This is a genomic window from Streptomyces sp. NWU339 (genome assembly GCF_003143855.1).
In the GTDB taxonomy this organism is placed as follows: Bacteria; Actinomycetota; Actinomycetes; order Streptomycetales; family Streptomycetaceae; genus Streptomyces.
The window spans coordinates 220,453-236,538 of record NZ_QFRK01000008.1 but is presented as its reverse complement, the minus strand read 5'-3'; the positions used below and the strand labels follow the sequence as shown (position 1 = coordinate 236,538).

The following is a 16,086-nucleotide window of genomic DNA, read 5'->3' as shown; positions in this document are numbered from 1 at the left end:
ACGCGCGAAGCAAGATGCCGAGCGAGGACGGGGCGCGAATCTCGCCGAACAGCGTCGGCATAGCCCCGTGCCGCAGCACGCGGAGGTCGTCGATGCTGTCCGCGCCCGCCGCCATGCCGGCCACGATGCTGCTGACCTTGGAGTCCGCCGCAGCCCCCGCGCCGTTCGTCGTCCCGGTCAGCTTCACCTTCTGCGTCACCAGGTCCGACAGCCCACACCGTTCGGCCAGCCGCATCACCGGAACCAGCCCGGCATGCGCAACCAGGTTCGGGTCATCGAACACAGCGGACACCGCACGTGGCGGCGTGGAAGAATGCATCCCGGAGATGCACCTCCGAACTGGTTGAGTAGAAGCCTAGAGAACTCCTATTTTCCCAGGTCAGAGTGCATCTCCACTTTCATGTCCAGGCACTGGACGAACCATCACCCGGTGGATCGAGGCTTAGGCACCCCTTCATCGGGGCCCGCGCGGTCGCGACACTGGACGTGGTGTCCGGTGGCCGTGTCGAGCTCGGCGTCGGCGCGGGCTGGATGCCCGAGGAGTGGGCTGCGGCAGGGGTCGAGTTCAGTGGGCGGGGACGCCGTCTCGACGAGACGCTGGAGGTGTGCCGCCGACTCTGGGAGGAGCCCGTCGTCGAGCACCACGGCAAGCTCTTCGCATTCCCTCCGGTGGCGTTCGAACCCAAACCGGTGCAGAAACGGCTCCCCGTGCATGTGGGCGGGGAATCCGACGCGGCACTGCGTCGGGCGGTCCGGTCCGGGGAAGGCTGGATCGGCATGCACCACACTCCGGAGTCGGTGGCATCGGTCCTGGCCCGATTGGAGGAGTTGACGAAAGCCGCAGGCGCGGAGCGCCGGCTGACAACGACGGTCGCCGCTCCGCCCGGGCCGCTGGTGGACGTGGCGGGCTGGCGGGCGAGTGGCGTGGACCGGGTGCTCGTCGCTCCGTGGCAGCGCTCCCGCGATGCCCTTGAGGGTATGCGGCGTTTCGCACGCGAGCACCTGGCCGGAAGGAGACTCCAAGGCCGTCCCGTCCGCAGCCGGTGTACGGGTTGAGGTATGGGAGAACGACTGTGCCGGGTCCTCAGACCCGGCACAGTCGTTCATGGGAAGCGTCCGTCACAGCGGCGCGAGTCGTGGCACGCCACCGGCGCGCAGCCGGGCGCCGAGGCCGGTGCGCAGGTGTGCCGCGGATCCGAGCAGCGGTTCGAGCACCAGGGCACGGCGGAGGTAGCGGTGGAACTCGTGCTCCCAGGTGAAGCCCATGCCGCCGAGCACCTGCTGACAGTTGGCGGCTGCGGTGCGTACGAAGCGCCCGGCCAGGATCTTGGCCAGTTGCGCGGACTCCGGCAGGCCGTCCTCCCACGCCGCGTCGGCGGCGAGGCCGGCGCACTCCTGCCACACCCGCACGTCGGCGAGCGCGTGCTTGACGGCCTGGAAGCTGCCCAGCTTGTGTCCGAACTGCTCCCGGGTGCCCACATGGTCGACCGCGGCGACGAGCATGCGCCGGCCGATCGCGGTGAGCTCGTGGGCGAGTGCACGGTGACCTGCCGAACGCATCGCCTGCCAGCGTGCGGCGGCGTCCTCGCCGACGACCACGTCGGCCCCGGAGAGATCGAGCTCGGCTTCCACCCGATGCCAGCCGGAGTCGGGGTCCAGCCCGCTCGTGGCGGCTTTCGGGTCGTCCAGGGCGCCGGTCACCACGACGATCACGATCTCGTCGCCGCGCAGTGCGGGGACGACGAACCGGTCTCCGTCACCTGACGCCACGACCCCCGTGATCGAGAGCGCCGCCTTCTCGACCCGCGCGCTGGGCTCGCTGCCGGGCAGGTCGGGGTAGACCACCCGGGCCGGGCCGTCGATTCCGGCTGCGGCCAGTACCACGTCGTCGAGCAGGGATGTGTCGGTGAGGTGCTCGCCCTGCAGGGCCGCGAGGCTGGAGACCGCCACTGCGGGTTCCTCAGCCAGCAGCTCATGCCAGCCGAACTCGGTCACGGCGTCGTGCAGGCCCCCGGGGCCCGCTGCGGCGACCGCCTGGGACAGGCTGTCGATCAGCAGCCGTCGGTCGTCGTCGTCCATGTCTCACTCCCTCGGCAGGCCGAGGACGTGCTCGGCGATGATGTTGCGCTGGATCTCCGCGGCGCCGCCGTAGATGGACGAGGCGCGCGAGTACAGGTAGTCGTTGCGCCAGTCCCGGGCCGGATCGTCGTCACCGAACAGCAGTGTGTCCGGCATCGCCTCCAGGGCTGCGTCGAACAGGTATTTCTCCGCGGTGGACATGAGTAGCTTGTCGAACGAGGGCCGCACGCCCAGCGGCTCACCGTCCGACAGGGACCGCAGGGTCCGTCGGGACAGCAGCCGCAGCGCGTGGACCAGTTCGAAGGCCTCACCCGTCCTGGCGTCGCTCAGCTCGGGCGCGTCGGCGACCAGCGTCCCGAGCCGCCAGCGCATCCAGGCCTGCCGCTGCCAAGCGGCGACCCCGCGCTCGCAGCTGAGGATGAACATCGCCACCGCCCAGCCGCCGTCGACCTCGCCGACGGTCCGGTCCTTTGGCACCATCACGTCATCGAAGAACAGGCTGCAGAAGTCGGCTTCGCCGGTCATCGCGACCAGCGGGCGCACGGTGATACCCGGGGTGTCCATGTCGACGAACAGCGCGGTGATGCCGCGGTGCGCCGACTCCGGGGTTCCGGTGCGGGTGAGCAGCAGGCACCGGTCGGCATACTGGGCCCAGCTGGTCCATACCTTCTCGCCGTTGACCCGCCAGTGATCGCCCTCGTCGACCGCGCGCATCCGCAGTGACCCCAGGTCGCTGCCCGCGCCCGGCTCCGAGAAGCCCTGGCACCAGGTCTCCTCGCCGCGCAGCAGTCGGGGCAGCGCCTGGCTGCTCAGTTCCGGCGGAGCGAAACGGGCGACGGCCGGGCCGAGCACCTCCTGCGTGCCGAAGGAGAACGGCGGTGGGTATCCGGCGGCGGCCAACTCTTCGCTGACCACTCCGCGCAGCGCTACCGTTCCGCCCAGCCCGCCGAGTTCCTCGGGCCAGCCGAGCCGGATCCACCCGGCTTCGTACAGCAGGCGCTGCAGCCGGGAGAGGGTGGCGAACACCCCCTCGACGTCGGTCGGCAGCTCGGTGAAGGGGGCGAGGGTGTCGGCATGCTCGCCAAGCCAGCGGCCGAAGCGCTCGCGGACGTCCGGGACCGTGAGTTCGCCCGTCGCCGCCACGTTCACCGAGGAAGGGGCGGCCATCAGCGGGCCGCCGCTTCCAGGATGTGCACCGCGCACGCCGAGGCCAACCCGATGACGTGGGTGAGCCCCACGCGGGCGCCCTCGACCTGCCGGGCGCCGGCCTCGCCGCGCAGGTGGGTGACGACCTCGAAAAGGTTGGCCACCCCGGTCGCGCCGAGGGGGTGCCCCTTTGAGAGCAGGCCGCCGGATACGTTGACGGGGATTTTGCCGTCGCGCCAGGGGGCTCCGGAGTCGATGAAGTCGCCCGCGCCACCGGGCTCGCACAGCCGCAGGTTGTCGTAGTGGAGCAGTTCCGCGGTTGCGAAGCAGTCGTGCAGCTCGACTAGGTCGAGGTCGTCGGGGCCGATGCCTGCCTTCTCGTAGGCAGCGTCGGCGGCCAGCCGGGTCAGCGTGTTGACATCGGGCTGCACCTGGTCGGACTCGGTCCAGGGGTCCGAGGTCAGCACCGACGCCGAAATCTTGATGGCGCGCCGGCGCACGTCGGGGTCGAGGGTCTTCAGCTTGGCGTCGGAGACCAGGACCACCGCTGCGCCGCCGTCACCGGTCGGGCAGCACATCGGCAGCGTGTTCGGGTAGGAGATCATTTCGGCGGAGACGATCTCCTCCAGGGAGAACTCCTTGCGGTACTGGGCGAGCGGGTTGAGCACCGAGTGCGCGTGGTTCTTCTGCGCGACCTTGGCGAACTGGGTGGCGGTCACGCCGTGAGCGAGTGCGTACTCCATGCCGGCCTGGGCGAACACGCCCGGCATGAGCCCGGTGCCCAGCACGCCCTCGGTCTTCAGGACCGATCCGTAACGGCCCTTGGGCTCGTAGACCTTCTTCTCCGCGCGGGGCTTGGCAGCCCCGCCGATCATGCCCATCTTGCCCATCTTCTCCACGCCGACGGCGAGGCCGGTGTCGCATTCACCGGCAGCGATGGACATGAGCACGACGCGGACCGCGGTCGCGCCGGTGGCGCATGCGTTGACCACGTTGTAGACCGGGATGCCGGTTTGGCCGATCTGCTTCTGCAGCCGCTGCCCGTTGTGCGAGTTGGCCTCGTAGACGTTGCCCATGGCGAGCAGTCCGATGTCGGACATGCTCGCACCCGCGTCGGCCAGCGCGCCGAGCGCGGCATCGGAGGCCAGGTCGATGAGGTCCTTGTCGGCGAAGCGCCCGAAGGGCGTCATCGATGCGCCGATGATCCACACGTCGCCGCTGCTCATCAGTTCTCTCCTCGCGGTCGGTAACCGAAGGCGATCGCCTCGGTGCCGTCATCGTCGGTGCCCGCGACGAAGGTCTCCAGGACCACGGGCATCCGGGGTGCGATCTTCTCGGGGGCGTCGACACCCAGCAGGTTCGCCTTGACGACGCCTCCGCCGTCGAGGGCGACGACCGCCGAGGCGTAGGGCTTCTTCACTCGGTGCACGAAGGTGAAGGCACGCAGATGGCCCTCGTTCGCCAGCGGCTTGGCGGTGAACTCGGTGCCGAAGCACTTCGCGCATGCGTTTCGGCGGTCGAAGTAGAGGGCCTCGCACACGGTGCATGCATGGGCCCGCAGGTGGGGCCGGTCGCCGAGTTCGAGGTAGTCGACGACGGGGATCTGATTCGGCATCCTTGCCCGTCCGATCTGCAGGGGTGGGTGGACGCGAGGCACGGCCACGTCGGGACCGAAACACTCGACGAATGGATGATAGATGACTAGAGTTTATTCGTGAAGCGAACGACGGCGTGAGGAGTGTCCGTGTCCGAAGCGTGGATCATCGACGGGGTGCGCACCCCACGAGGAAAGGGCAGGCCCTTCGGTGCTCTGCACGGGGTGCACCCACAGGAACTGCTGGCCCAAGTTCTGGATGCGCTCGCCGAGCGCACCGGCATCGACCCGGCCGACGTCGACGACGTGGTCATCGGCAACGGCGACCAGCGCGACGACCACGGCGACGACATCGCTCGCCTTGCCGTCCTGGCGGCCGGCTGGCCGGTCAGCGTCCCCGGCGTGAGCCTCAACCGATTCTGCGGTTCCGGCCAGCAGGCGGTCACCTTCGGTGCCGCGGGCATCGCGGCCGGATGGCAGCGCCTCGTGGTGGCCGGCGGAGTCGAGTCGATGTCCCGCTACCGGCCGCGCAGCGGCGGCCCCGTCCTCGACGGCGGCAACCAGGCACTGCGGGCCAAGTTCCCCCTCGTCCCCCAGGGCATCTCTGCCGATCTCATCGCCACGATCGAGGGGTTCACCCGAGCTGACGTCGACGCCTTCGCGCTGCGCAGTCAGGAGCGGGCGGCCAAGGCGGTCGCCGAGGACCGCTTCGCGCGGAGCATCGTCCCGGTCCGGGACCCGGACGGGCAGGTCCTGCTCGATCACGACGAGCACCCCCGTCCACAGACCACGCTGGAGGCCCTCGGTGCCCTGGAGCCGGCGTTCGCCCGGGCCGGCATGAAGGTGCGAGAGCCTGACGGACTCTCCTGGGACCAGATGTGCAGCCAGGTCTACCCCGAGGTCAAAGAGGTCTCGCACGTGCACCACGCCGGCAATTCCTCCGGCGTGGTCGACGGCGCCGGCGCGCTGATGCTGGCGTCTCCGGACTACGCGCGAGCACACGGCCTGCGTCCGCGGGCCCGGATCCGCGCCGCGGCGGTCGCCGGCGCGGAGCCGGTCATCATGCTGACGGCGCCGACTCCGGCGTCGCGGGCGGCTTTGCGGCAGGTAGGCATGACGGTCGCAGACATCGACCTGTGGGAAATCAACGAGGCGTTCGCCGGGGTCCCGCTCAAGGTCATCCGCGATCTCGGCATCGACGAGGACAAGGTCAACGTCAACGGCGGCGCGATCGCCCTGGGCCACCCCATCGGCGGTACCGGACCGATGCTGCTGCAGACGGCACTCGACGAACTGGAGCGCCGCGACCTGAACACCGCGCTGGTGACCATGTGTACCGGCGGCGGCATGGGCACGGCCACCATCATCGAGCGGATCTGACCCGGACAGCGTCCCACGGCGGAGACGAACGAAGCGAGGTTGTCGACGTGTACCCCGGCCGGCACGCTCGGACGCGACCGGACCATCCGGCCATGATCATGGCCGGGTCCGGCGCGATGATCACCCACGCCGAGCTCGATCGGCGCTCGAACCAAATGGCCCGCGCTTTGCGTGAGGCCGGCCTGGCTGTCGACGACACCGTGGCCGTGGTCGCCGAGAACCGTCTCGAATGGGCTGAGTTGATCTGGGCCACTCAGCGGTCGGGGTTGTGCATCGCTCCGATCCAGCGGCACCTCGGCGCGGACGTGCTGGCCGACGTGCTGACCGACAGCGCGGTCCGGGCGGTGATCACCACCTCGGCCCACGCCGGCACGGTGCGCGCCGCTCTCGACCGGTTGCCGAAGATCCCGCTCCGGTTGTGCATCGGCGGGGCACCCGGCTTCGACGACTACGCCGTGACCCTCGACCGCTACTCGGGCACCCCCGTGCCCGGCGAGCGGCTGGGCAGCCGAATGATGTTCAGCTCCGGCACCACCGGCCGGCCCAAGGGCATCCGGCACTCCCGCCCGGACCTCCACCCCGGCGAAGCACCCCCACACCTGGGCGGTTACACGGACCTGTTCGGCTTCACAGCCGACACCGTCTACCTGTCGCCCGCACCGACCTACCACACGGCCCCGTTCCGCTTCGTGCTCGCCATCCTGCAGCTCGGTGGCACCGTGGTGTGCCAGGAGTCCTTCGACGCCGAGGGAGCACTCGCCGCGATCGAACGGTACAGGGTGACGCATGCTCAGTTCGTTCCGACGATGCTGACCCGGATGCTGCGACTGCCCGCGCCGGTCAGGGTCGCGGCCGACCTGTCGTCACTTCGAGTGGCCATCACCGGGGCCGCGCCATGCCCCGCCGAGCTGAAGCACCGAATCATGGAGTGGTGGGGACCGGTGCTGCACGAGCTCTACGGGGCGTCGGAGAGTTACGGGAACTGCCACATCGGGCCCTCCGACGCGCTCGAGCGGCCGGGTTCGGTCGGCCGGGCGCTCGTCGGGAGGGTCCACATCCTCGATCCGGACGACAGCGACGGCCCGGACCTGCCGGTCGGCGACGTCGGGCAGATCTGGTTCGAGGGAACCCAGTCGTTCCGCTACCACGGTGACGAGGCCAAGAACCGCGCGGCGCGCAACAAGCGGGGCTGGTCCACTGTGGGCGACTTGGGCCGGCTCGACGGTGACGGCTTCCTGTACCTCGTAGGACGGCGCGACCACGTCATCATCTCCGGCGGGGTCAACGTGCACCCGCAGCAGGCCGAGGACCTCCTGGCCGGGCATCCCGCCGTGGCCGATGTCGCAGTGATCGGCGTACCCGACGACGACCTCGGACAGCGCGTGCACGCGCTCGTCGTGCCCGCCCCCGGCACGGTGGCGGGTCCCGAGCTCGGCGAGGCGCTGCTGGCGCTCGCCCGGGCCGGCCTGCCGCGCCCGGGGTGCCCGCGGTCGATCGAGTTCGTGCGCACCCTGCCCCGGGGCGAGAACGGCAAGCTCTACAAGCGCATGCTGAGCCAGGCCCGCTGTTGAGATGCCCGAGCCGCGGGGGGATCGGTCAGAGGCCGGAAGGAGCCGTCCCTGTCCAGGAGAAGCGAGGCGATCCGTCAGTCCCGGCCGTGCTGCGTGGAGTACCCGCTCGGCTCCGGGCGGACCGTTCGAGGGCCTTGCACGGTGCGCGCTCCTACCGGAACCCGCCGCGCTCGGGCGGCATGGCGTTATGTGGTCCGTGCCGCCCGAGTGGGAGTGTCGGTGTCGCCGGCGGCGAGACGCAGACGGGCCAGGACGTCGATGAGTTCCCGCTGGTCGTCGTGGACATCGTGGGCGAACCCGAAGCCGACGGCACGCAGGGATTCGGTGGCCTCGTTGACGAGAGTGCGCCCGCTGTCGGTGATGTGGATCAGCGTGGCGCGGCGGTCTGTGGGGTGGGGCTTGCGCTTGATGAGCTTGCGGGCCTCCATGCGGTCGGTCGCCAGGGTGGCGGTGGTGGGGTGCACCATCAGACTGCGCGCAAGCTGGCTGACCAGACGGGTGCCCGTCTCGCTGAGTTGGAGGGTCATGAGCAGCATGTAGTCGGTGAGGTTGAGGTCGTGTCGCTTGAGTTCGGTGTCGACGGTGTCGACCATCAGGCGGTGGAAGCGGAGCACCGAGCTCATCGCGATGAACGCGTCTTCGTCGTCGCCGAGGCCGTGGCGCCGCCAGAAGTGCCGGGCCCAGTCGATTGGATCGGTCCCGGCGGCTGAACTCTGTGCTGGCGTGTTCTTGGCACGCGCTGGCATTTCTGCTCCCGTCGTTTTTGAGCGTTGAACGGTCTGGGTTAGGTCATTCGGTCAATAGTCTAGACCGAGACATCGCTCACCGCTGACATAGGACGAAGACTCTTCCGGCATTCCGCTGTCCCGTGTCGATCGCTGGGGCCCGGAGCGCCGGAACGTCGTTGTCGGGTTTGTGTGCTGCGCCTGCGCGGCATTCCAGACCGGCTGCTTCCGCTCATGGGTGATACGGCAAAAACTCTAGTGGACAACTATATAATGCGCGACTAAGGTTGCGGCGAACAGTCGAGAGCCGGAGCCGTCGGATGCGGTTGGCCCGGCAGCGGTCCCAGGCCGATGGCGGCTGGTCGAACGTGTCAGAGCCAGGCAGTCGCGGCGGTGCGTCCTGACGCAGAGGACGCGAGCGATGACGTGAGAATCAACGAGGAGTTCGCATGGGGAGTCTGGGCCAACTGGTGGCCGTTGTGACGGGCGCCGGCCGGGGCATCGGCCGGGAGCACGCCTTGCTGCTCGCGGCGGAGGGCGCCAAGGTCGTGGTCAACGACCTGGGCGGCGCCCAGGACGGCACCGGATCTGAGAACACGCTCGCCGAGCAGGTGGTCGCCGAGATCAAGGCCGCAGGCGGCGAGGCCGTGGCGAACGCCGACGACGTCGCGGACGCCTCCGGGGCCGAGAACATCATCCGCACGGCGGTCCGGGAGTTCGGACGGCTGGACATCGTGGTCAACAACGCCGGCATCCTGCGGGACCGGGTCCTGGTCAACCTCACTGACGACGACTGGGACCTGGTCGTCCGGGTCAACCTGCGCGGTACATTCCTGGTCACCCGGGCCGCCGGCAACCACTGGCGGGCGCGCAGCAAGGCGGGTGAGCAGGTCCAGGCCTCGGTGATCAACACTTCCAGCGAGTCCGGTGTCTTCGGCAATCCGGGACAGGCCAACTACGCCGCCGCCAAGGCCGCCGTCGCGTCTCTCACGCAGGTCGCGTCAAAGGAACTCGCCCGCTACGGCGTGCGGGTCAACGCCATCCTGCCGCAGGCCCGCACCCGGCTCACCGAGAGTGCCTTCGGCGACGCGCTGGCGGCCAAGGACGGCGGATTCGACCGCTGGGACCCGGCGAACGTCTCTCCGTTCGTCGCCTACCTGGCGGGGCCGACGTGCGGGATCACTGGAGAGGTCTTCGTCGTCGGAGGCAGCCGGGTGCAGCGGGTCAAGCCCTGGGAGCGCGACCGGGAGTGGAAGCTGCAGACCGAGGGACGGTGGACCGTCGCCGATCTGGACAAGGCGGTGGCCGAGGCGGGGATTCCGCAGGGCGAGAAGTGGACCGCCAACCCGGACAAGGGGGGCAAGTGAGCACCGAGGCAGCCGAGGGAACCAGGGCACGGGCCGCTGAGGCCCGGATGGCGGAAGCCGTCATCGACAACGCCATGATGGAGTCGATGCGGGCGAAGATCGGTGTCGATCTCCGGATCGGCCATTCGATCAACAACGAGGAAGCGACGCGGATCGCGGTCGCCAAGTTCGCCGGTGGCGTCGGCGACATCAACCCGCTGTGGACCGACGCCGAGCGCGGCACGCGGTCGGACTACGGAGCCCCCGTGGCGCCACCGTCCTTTGTGATCGGATGCTTCTCGGGAATCCAGTTCGGCTGGCCCGGTCTGGGGTCGTTCCACTCGGCCACCGACATGGACCTGCTCGCTCCGATCTACTGGAACGACAAGATCACCGCCACCTGTCGCTATGACGGATTCACCGGCCCCAGGCCCTCGAAGTTCGCCGGCCGGATGGTGACCGACCACTTCACCAACACCTACCGCAACCAGCGCGGCGAGACGGTCGCCGAGATCCGCTGGCAGGTCGTCAACTATGAACGCGCCACGGCACGCAGCACCAAGACTTCGCGTAAGCCGCTGGAGATCCCGCATCCATGGATGCCGGACGAGGTGGCGGAGATCGAAGCGCGGGTGCTGGCGGAGAAGCCGCGCGGCGAGGAGGTCCTGTGGTGGGAGGAGGTGGCTGTCGGTGACCCCGTCGCGTCGTTGACCAAGGGGCCGATCGGGCTGACCGACGAGGTGGCGTTCATCGCCGGCGGCGGTACGCCGATCCCGCGGCTGAAGGCGCACGCCGCCTCCCTCAGCGACTATGCGACCCACCCGGCGTGGGCTTTCCGTGATCCGTCCACCAGCGCCCAGGAGCCGATCTACGCGGTGCACTACAACGAGGCCGCCGCTCACGCGATGGGGGTCGCGTACCCGTACGACGTGGGCTTCCAGCGCCAGTGCTGGCAGATCCAGCTGATGACGCACTGGATCGGCGACGCGGGCTGGGTCAAGCACCTCGCCTCGCAGTACCGCGGTTTCGTCCATCTCTCCGATGTCATCGAGCTCGGTGGTGTGGTGACCGGCAAGGAGGTGGACGCGGACGGCGAGCACGTCGTGCAGGTGCAGACCTTCGCCCGCAACCAGCGCGGGGACGACGTCATGCCGGGCACCGCCGTGGTGGCGCTGCCGAGCCGGGAGAACGGGCCGACGCCCGCCGCGCGCAGGGCCAGGGGTGCGTCGTGACGGCCGCCCTGCTCACCGAGGACCAGCAGAACCTGCGCCAGGCGGTGCGGCGCTGCCTGGAGCGCGGTTCCGGGCCACGGCCGCACCTGTCCGGCGAGCCGGGCGTGACCCAGCCCTTCGACTCCGAGCTGTGGCGGTCGCTCGCTGCCGAGATCGGTGTGGCCGGCCTGATCGTACCGGAGGAGTGCGACGGTGCGGGGGGCCGGTTCGCCGACCTCGCGGTGGTGACCGAGGAGTTGGGCCGCAGCCTGACTCCCGTGCCGTTCTTCTCCACGGTGGCGCTCGCGACGACCGCGCTGCTGGTCAACGCCGAGGACGGTCTCGCCCGCGAGCTGCTGGCCCGGATCGCCGAGGGAGAGACGACCGCCACCCTCGCCTTCTGCGAGGACGACGGATCCTGGGAGGTCGATGCGGCCGTGATGCAGGCCGAGCGGACCGGGGACGGCTGGCGGTTGTCCGGGCGCAAGTCCTTCGTCGTGGACGGGGACACCGCCGAGGTGCTGCTGGTGTCCGCCCGTACGGACGGGATTCTGCGCCTGTTCGTCGTCGAGCGCGGCGTCGACGGGCTTCAGCAGGATGCGTCGACGGTGCTGGACCTGACCCGCCGCCTCGGCACCGTCACCCTGAACGCGACGCCCGCCCGGCTCATCGGCTCCGACGAGGATGCCGGGACGAGCCTGCGGACCGCGCTGGACCTCGCCCTGGTGCTGCTCGCCGTCGAGCAGGTCGGCAGCGCCCAGCACTGCCTGGACAACGCGGTCGAGTACGCCAAGCAGCGGGTCCAGTTCGCCCGTCCGATCGGCAGTTTCCAGGCCATCAAGCACACTCTGGTGGATGTGCTGCTGAAAGTGGAGATGGCGCGCTCCGCCGCGTATGCCGCAGTCGCCGTCGCCGACGAGTACCTGGCCGGCCCGAACGCGGACACGGCCCACCGCCTGGCCACGGCCGCAAGTCTCGCCAAGGCCATGTGCGCGGACGCGTTCATGCATACGGCGGAGGAGACACTGCACGTCTACGGCGGTATCGGGTTCACCTGGGAGCACGACGCCCACCTGTACTACCGGCGGGCGAAGTCCTCGGAGTTGTTCCTCGGCACACCGGACCAGCACCGGGACCGGTTCGCCGCCTGCGCGGGACTTGGAAAGGGCCGCTGTGGCTGATGTGCTGGTGGACCGCGCCGACGCGGTGGTCACGATCACGCTCAACCGTCCGCACCGGCGCAACGCCATCACCGGGTCGTTGGTCGAGGAGCTGATCCGGGCCCTTGAGGACGTCGCCCGCACGCCCGACGACCGGGCGATCGTCCTCACCGGTGCCGAGGGCTCATTCTGTTCCGGCATGGACCTGTCCGAGCCGCTGCTGCCCGACGTCCTGACCTTCATGAACCGGGTGGGGCAGCTCTGCACGCTGCTGCACGACATCCCGCGGCCGACCATCGCCAAGGTGGCGGGGCCCGCGATGGGCTTCGGCTGCAACCTCGCGTTCTGCTGCGACCTGGTGGTGGCGGGGGAGGATGCCGTGTTCGGGGAGATCTTCGCGCAGCGCGGCATCGCCCTCGACGGCGGCGCGTCCTGGTCGCTGCCCCGGCTCGTGGGCATCGCCAAGGCCAAGGAGCTGGTGTTCTTCGGCGAGCAGGTGCCCGCTGTCGAGGCCGAGCGGATCGGCCTGGTCAACCGGGTGCTGCCCAACGCCGAGTTGGACGCCTTCGTCGCGCAGTGGGCGCAGCGGCTCGCGGACGGTCCCACGCTCGCACTGTCGATGATGAAGTCCGCGCTGAACGCGTCCTTCGAGACCGCGTTCCGACGGGCAGTCGACGCCGAGGCCCTCAACCAGACGGTCGCGTTCGGCACCGCAGAGGCGAAGGAGGCAGGCCGGGCGTTCCGGGAGCGCAGGCCACCCCGCTTCCGCGACGGATGAGGAAAGGGCCGGTGACGGGCTCCGGCACAGCCGGGCCCCGCCAGCGGCAGGAGGCGTGACGTCCCGAACAGCAGTACCGCATTCCCCACGACGCCGAGACCGACGCCGTGCTCCCGGCAACCGGGGCCGTCCCGTCACCGCCACAGGGCCGGCCGGAGGGATGCCGGCCCCGGCGACCGCCGGCCGCGCTCGTCGTTCCGTTCGGGAGGTCGCCGTCCAGGGAGCTGGACCGGCCAGCAGCGGATCCCGCACGACCACCCCGCGCCCATGCACGTCGGCGCCCGACGCAGAAGGACAAGGATGTCTGACTCACGCCCCACCGCCCTCATCACCGGAGCCGGCCGAGGCATCGGCCGCGCGATCGCGGTGCGGCTCGCCCGCGAGGGCTACACCGCAGTCGTGGTCGACCGGGATGGCGCGGCTGCCGAGCAAGTCGCTGCGGAGATCGGTGGTATCGCCGCTCAGTGCGACGTGACCGACGTTGAGGCTGTGCGCCGGTTGGCCGCCTCCCTTCCCGAACTGACCGCACTGGTCAACAACGCCGGCATCTTCCCGCCGTCGCCGATCGCCACCGTCGACCCCGAGGAGTTCCGCAGGGTCATGGACGTCAACGTGCTCGGACCCCTCCTTTTGACCCAGGCTTTCCTGCCCCAGCTCAGCGCGGCACGGGGAGCGGTGGTCAACATAGTGTCGATGGCCGCGAAGATTCCCGTCCCGGGTACGGCGGCCTATTCGCCGTCCAAGGCCGCCCTGCTGTCGCTCACCAAGCTGTGCGCGGTGGAGCTCGCCTCGAGCGGTGTCCGGTTCAACGCGATCGGTCCGGGCGGGGTGGAGACGGAAGGCACGGCGTCCGTCAGTGCGGACCCGCAGCGCGAGTCCCGCTTCAACGACCTCGTGCCGCTCGGCCGCCGCGCCCGGCCCGATGACATCGCGGACGTGGTGCCGTTCCTCATCGGTGACGCCGCACGCTACGTCACCGGTCAGGTCATCTACGTCGATGGCGGGCTCACCGAGGCCACCATCCCCTTCCTCCAGGCGGCCCAGCGGGGCTAGTACCCGCCGATACAGATGGGACTGAGTATGGACTCCGCGACACGTGACACCGTGATGCCGGACTTTCCGATCAATGCCGTCCTCCGTCGTGACGACGAGGCGATCCGCTGTCCGTTCGCCGCGTTCGCACACCTGCGACAAGACCACCCGGTGGTGTGGAGCGACGCACTCGGCGCCTGGATGGTCAGCCGGTACGACGACATCCGGGAGGTTCTCAAGGACCCCGTCACCTTCTCGAGCCGCTTTGCGAGCGGTCGCAGCTCGGTCACCGGGCTCGCGGAGAAGATCGCCGACGACCCGGACTTCCCGGAGGAGACTCGCCGGCAGGCGGCGCGACGGGTGGAACTCAGTAAGTCGAGCGTACTGCTCACCGCTGATCCTCCCCTGCACAAGAGGCAGCGGGGCCTGGTCGCCATGGCCTTCACCCCTCGACGGGTCAAGGAGATGGAACCGGAGTTCCAGGCCATCGTCGACTCCTTGATCGACGCCTTCCCCGAGGGCGGTCCCGTCGACATCATGCGGGACTTCGCCATGCCGCTGCCGATGACGGTCATCGCCCGCATCCTCGGGGTCCCGCATGAGCTGATGCCGACCTTCAAGAAGTGGACGATCGCCTTCACCAAGGGCGTCGGCGCGCTCGATCTTCCCCGGGAGGAGCTGATCGAGCTCTTCGCGGACGTGGACGAGTTCTACGACTACTTCACTGCCGAGCTCGGCAAGCGCCGCCGCGAGCCGCAGGACGACCTGCTCACCGATCTCCTCCAGGCCCGTATGAGTGGCGAGGAGTCGCTCAGCGAGCACGAGATCCTGCAGATGCTGGTTCAGTTCCTCGTCGCAGGAAACGAGACCACCACGAACCTGATCGGGAGCACGGTCAAGCGTCTCGTCGACTCCCCGGACCTGATGGCCTCGGTCCGGTCCGACCTGTCGCGGGTACCCGTCGTGGTGGAGGAGACGCTCCGGCTCGAGGCGCCCGCCCAGGGGCTCTTCCGGCTCGCGATGGCCGACGTGGAACTGGGGGGCCAGCAGATCCGGGACGGGGACATGCTGTATCTGATGTACTCCTCCGGCAACCGGGACGAAGCCGCCTTCCCCGAGCCGGAAGAGATCCGGCTGGACGGTTCCCGGAGCCACCACCTCGCCTTCGGGCGGGGGGAGCACGTCTGCCTCGGCTCGAACCTCGCCCGCCGGGAGTCCGCCATCGCGATCACCACGTTGCTCCAACGCGTCGAGGGACTGGCCCACGCGGGCCCGGGGCCCACGCCGTACATGCGGAGCTTCGCCCTGCGAGGGCCGCTTGCCCTGCCCGTGACCTTCACCCGGCGGAGCTGACGCCGGCCGGCACCGGGATCGTCACGGGCCCGAGGGACTCGGCTCCGCCGCTTGGACGCGGGATGCGCCCCGGCGGAGCCGTGCCACGCCGCCGGCCTTGGGCCCGCAGCAAGGTCTGTCGGATCCGGCCGGGACGTCACAACCCCCGGGCCGGCCGGGCGGTGGCCGGACACGGTGCCGGGTCCGGCGCCGGAACACAGCGCCGGACGGCAGCTACCGCGGCATGATCCCCGTGGCGAACCACTCTTCGAGTTGGGGGCGCCGGTCGTCGTTCACATACTCGATGCGGGTGCCGCCGAGACGTGGAGCGCTCGCGTAGAAGGCGGAGATCGTGCCGTCCGCTCTGCGGATGACGGCATCGACCTGTTCACCGTCTGCCTCCAGCTGCCTCAAGCGGGCTTCGGGATCGCTTTCCCAGACTCCCAGGTGGTGCAGCCCCGAAAGCCGGGCGGAGTAGACGCCCTCGCCCTGGCCCTGGATGACCTCGAGCCGGAAGGGTCCCTCCCGGGAGTAGGTGGCGACCAGTTCGACCGCACCGGTGGAGCCGGCGACACGGTCCTCGACCTTTGGTATCACGATCGTGGTCGGTGCGTTGAACGTGTACCCCAGCCTCGTGCTCAGGTCGTCGATGGCCCGGGAGATGTCGCGGACGATGATCCCGGCGTGGTACGGCTGCAGCAGCATGGGTGCCTTTCGTCGGTGCGTGGAGGG

15 protein-coding genes and 1 pseudogene are annotated in these 16,086 nt (G+C 69.7%); 9 read left to right on the top strand and 7 right to left on the bottom strand.

Translation table 11 applies throughout. The features are described from left to right. Window positions 1-283 (bottom strand): annotated as a pseudogene (locus DIZ27_RS12605) (IS1380 family transposase); the annotation flags it as partial. 101 nt (window positions 284-384) lie between these two features. On the opposite strand from DIZ27_RS12605, the gene DIZ27_RS12600 reads away from it, so the two are divergent. Then, window positions 385-1,056, top strand: coding sequence for an LLM class flavin-dependent oxidoreductase (locus DIZ27_RS12600; RefSeq protein ID WP_109378450.1), 672 nt, complete (start codon window positions 385-387; stop codon window positions 1,054-1,056). 63 nt (window positions 1,057-1,119) lie between these two features. Here the strand turns inward: DIZ27_RS12600 and DIZ27_RS12595 are convergent, their stop codons facing one another. Genes DIZ27_RS12595 through DIZ27_RS12580 form a run of 4 tightly spaced genes read right to left on the bottom strand, consistent with a single transcriptional unit; the run spans window position 1,120 to window position 4,840 of the window. After that, on the bottom strand, window positions 1,120-2,079 hold the full coding sequence (locus DIZ27_RS12595; protein WP_109378449.1) for an acyl-CoA dehydrogenase family protein: 960 nt from the start codon (window positions 2,077-2,079) through the stop codon (window positions 1,120-1,122). Window positions 2,080-2,082: 3 nt separating this feature from the next. After that, window positions 2,083-3,246: an acyl-CoA dehydrogenase family protein gene (locus DIZ27_RS12590; RefSeq protein WP_109378448.1), complete on the bottom strand. Its 1,164-nt coding sequence runs from the start codon at window positions 3,244-3,246 to the stop codon at window positions 2,083-2,085. Continuing rightward, window positions 3,246-4,451, bottom strand: coding sequence for a thiolase family protein (locus tag DIZ27_RS12585; protein ID WP_109378447.1), 1,206 nt, complete (start codon window positions 4,449-4,451; stop codon window positions 3,246-3,248). The genes DIZ27_RS12590 and DIZ27_RS12585 overlap by 1 nt, the downstream gene beginning before the upstream one ends. Continuing rightward, complete coding sequence (locus DIZ27_RS12580; RefSeq protein ID WP_109378446.1) at window positions 4,451-4,840, bottom strand: Zn-ribbon domain-containing OB-fold protein; 390 nt, start codon at window positions 4,838-4,840, stop codon at window positions 4,451-4,453. The genes DIZ27_RS12585 and DIZ27_RS12580 overlap by 1 nt, the downstream gene beginning before the upstream one ends. Before the next feature lie 123 nt (window positions 4,841-4,963). Between DIZ27_RS12580 and DIZ27_RS12575 the strand changes: the two genes are divergently transcribed. Together DIZ27_RS12575 and DIZ27_RS12570 are read left to right on the top strand one after the other, a co-directional pair. Continuing rightward, window positions 4,964-6,199 (top strand): acetyl-CoA C-acetyltransferase, encoded by a 1,236-nt coding sequence (locus DIZ27_RS12575; RefSeq protein WP_219933613.1) that lies wholly within the window; start codon window positions 4,964-4,966, stop codon window positions 6,197-6,199. Then, on the top strand, window positions 6,151-7,770 hold the full coding sequence (locus tag DIZ27_RS12570; protein WP_375231962.1) for an AMP-binding protein: 1,620 nt from the start codon (window positions 6,151-6,153) through the stop codon (window positions 7,768-7,770). Before DIZ27_RS12575 ends, DIZ27_RS12570 begins: the two co-directional genes overlap by 49 nt. Window positions 7,771-7,955: 185 nt before the next feature. Here DIZ27_RS12570 and DIZ27_RS12565 read toward each other — a convergent pair whose 3' ends face one another. After that, window positions 7,956-8,516 carry a MarR family winged helix-turn-helix transcriptional regulator gene (locus DIZ27_RS12565; protein ID WP_109378443.1) on the bottom strand — a complete coding sequence of 187 codons (561 nt, stop codon included), beginning with the start codon at window positions 8,514-8,516 and terminating at the stop codon, window positions 7,956-7,958. A 428-nt stretch (window positions 8,517-8,944) separates the two neighbouring features. Here DIZ27_RS12565 and DIZ27_RS12560 point away from each other — a divergent pair, with 428 nt between their 5' ends. The 6 genes from DIZ27_RS12560 to DIZ27_RS12535 all read left to right on the top strand — a co-directional run bounded on the left by DIZ27_RS12560 (window position 8,945) and on the right by DIZ27_RS12535 (window position 15,375). Continuing rightward, window positions 8,945-9,862 (top strand): SDR family oxidoreductase, encoded by a 918-nt coding sequence (locus DIZ27_RS12560; protein ID WP_109378442.1) that lies wholly within the window; start codon window positions 8,945-8,947, stop codon window positions 9,860-9,862. Beyond that, window positions 9,859-11,073 (top strand): MaoC family dehydratase N-terminal domain-containing protein, encoded by a 1,215-nt coding sequence (locus tag DIZ27_RS12555; protein WP_219933612.1) that lies wholly within the window; start codon window positions 9,859-9,861, stop codon window positions 11,071-11,073. Before DIZ27_RS12560 ends, DIZ27_RS12555 begins: the two co-directional genes overlap by 4 nt. After that, window positions 11,070-12,233, top strand: coding sequence for an acyl-CoA dehydrogenase family protein (locus tag DIZ27_RS12550; protein ID WP_219933611.1), 1,164 nt, complete (start codon window positions 11,070-11,072; stop codon window positions 12,231-12,233). The genes DIZ27_RS12555 and DIZ27_RS12550 overlap by 4 nt, the downstream gene beginning before the upstream one ends. Continuing rightward, window positions 12,226-12,990 (top strand): enoyl-CoA hydratase/isomerase family protein, encoded by a 765-nt coding sequence (locus DIZ27_RS12545; protein WP_109378441.1) that lies wholly within the window; start codon window positions 12,226-12,228, stop codon window positions 12,988-12,990. Before DIZ27_RS12550 ends, DIZ27_RS12545 begins: the two co-directional genes overlap by 8 nt. Before the next feature lie 300 nt (window positions 12,991-13,290). Further along, the gene (locus DIZ27_RS12540) at window positions 13,291-14,043 is read left to right on the top strand and encodes an SDR family NAD(P)-dependent oxidoreductase (RefSeq protein ID WP_109378440.1); all 753 of its coding nucleotides are present in this window, start codon (window positions 13,291-13,293) and stop codon (window positions 14,041-14,043) included. A 27-nt stretch (window positions 14,044-14,070) separates the two neighbouring features. Beyond that, window positions 14,071-15,375, top strand: a complete 1,305-nt coding sequence (locus DIZ27_RS12535; protein WP_219933610.1) for a cytochrome P450 — start codon at window positions 14,071-14,073, stop codon at window positions 15,373-15,375. A 213-nt stretch (window positions 15,376-15,588) separates the two neighbouring features. On the opposite strand, the gene DIZ27_RS12530 is transcribed toward DIZ27_RS12535, so the two are convergent. Beyond that, window positions 15,589-16,059 carry a VOC family protein gene (locus DIZ27_RS12530; RefSeq protein WP_109378439.1) on the bottom strand — a complete coding sequence of 157 codons (471 nt, stop codon included), beginning with the start codon at window positions 16,057-16,059 and terminating at the stop codon, window positions 15,589-15,591. Between the last annotated feature and the right edge of the window lie 27 nt (window positions 16,060-16,086).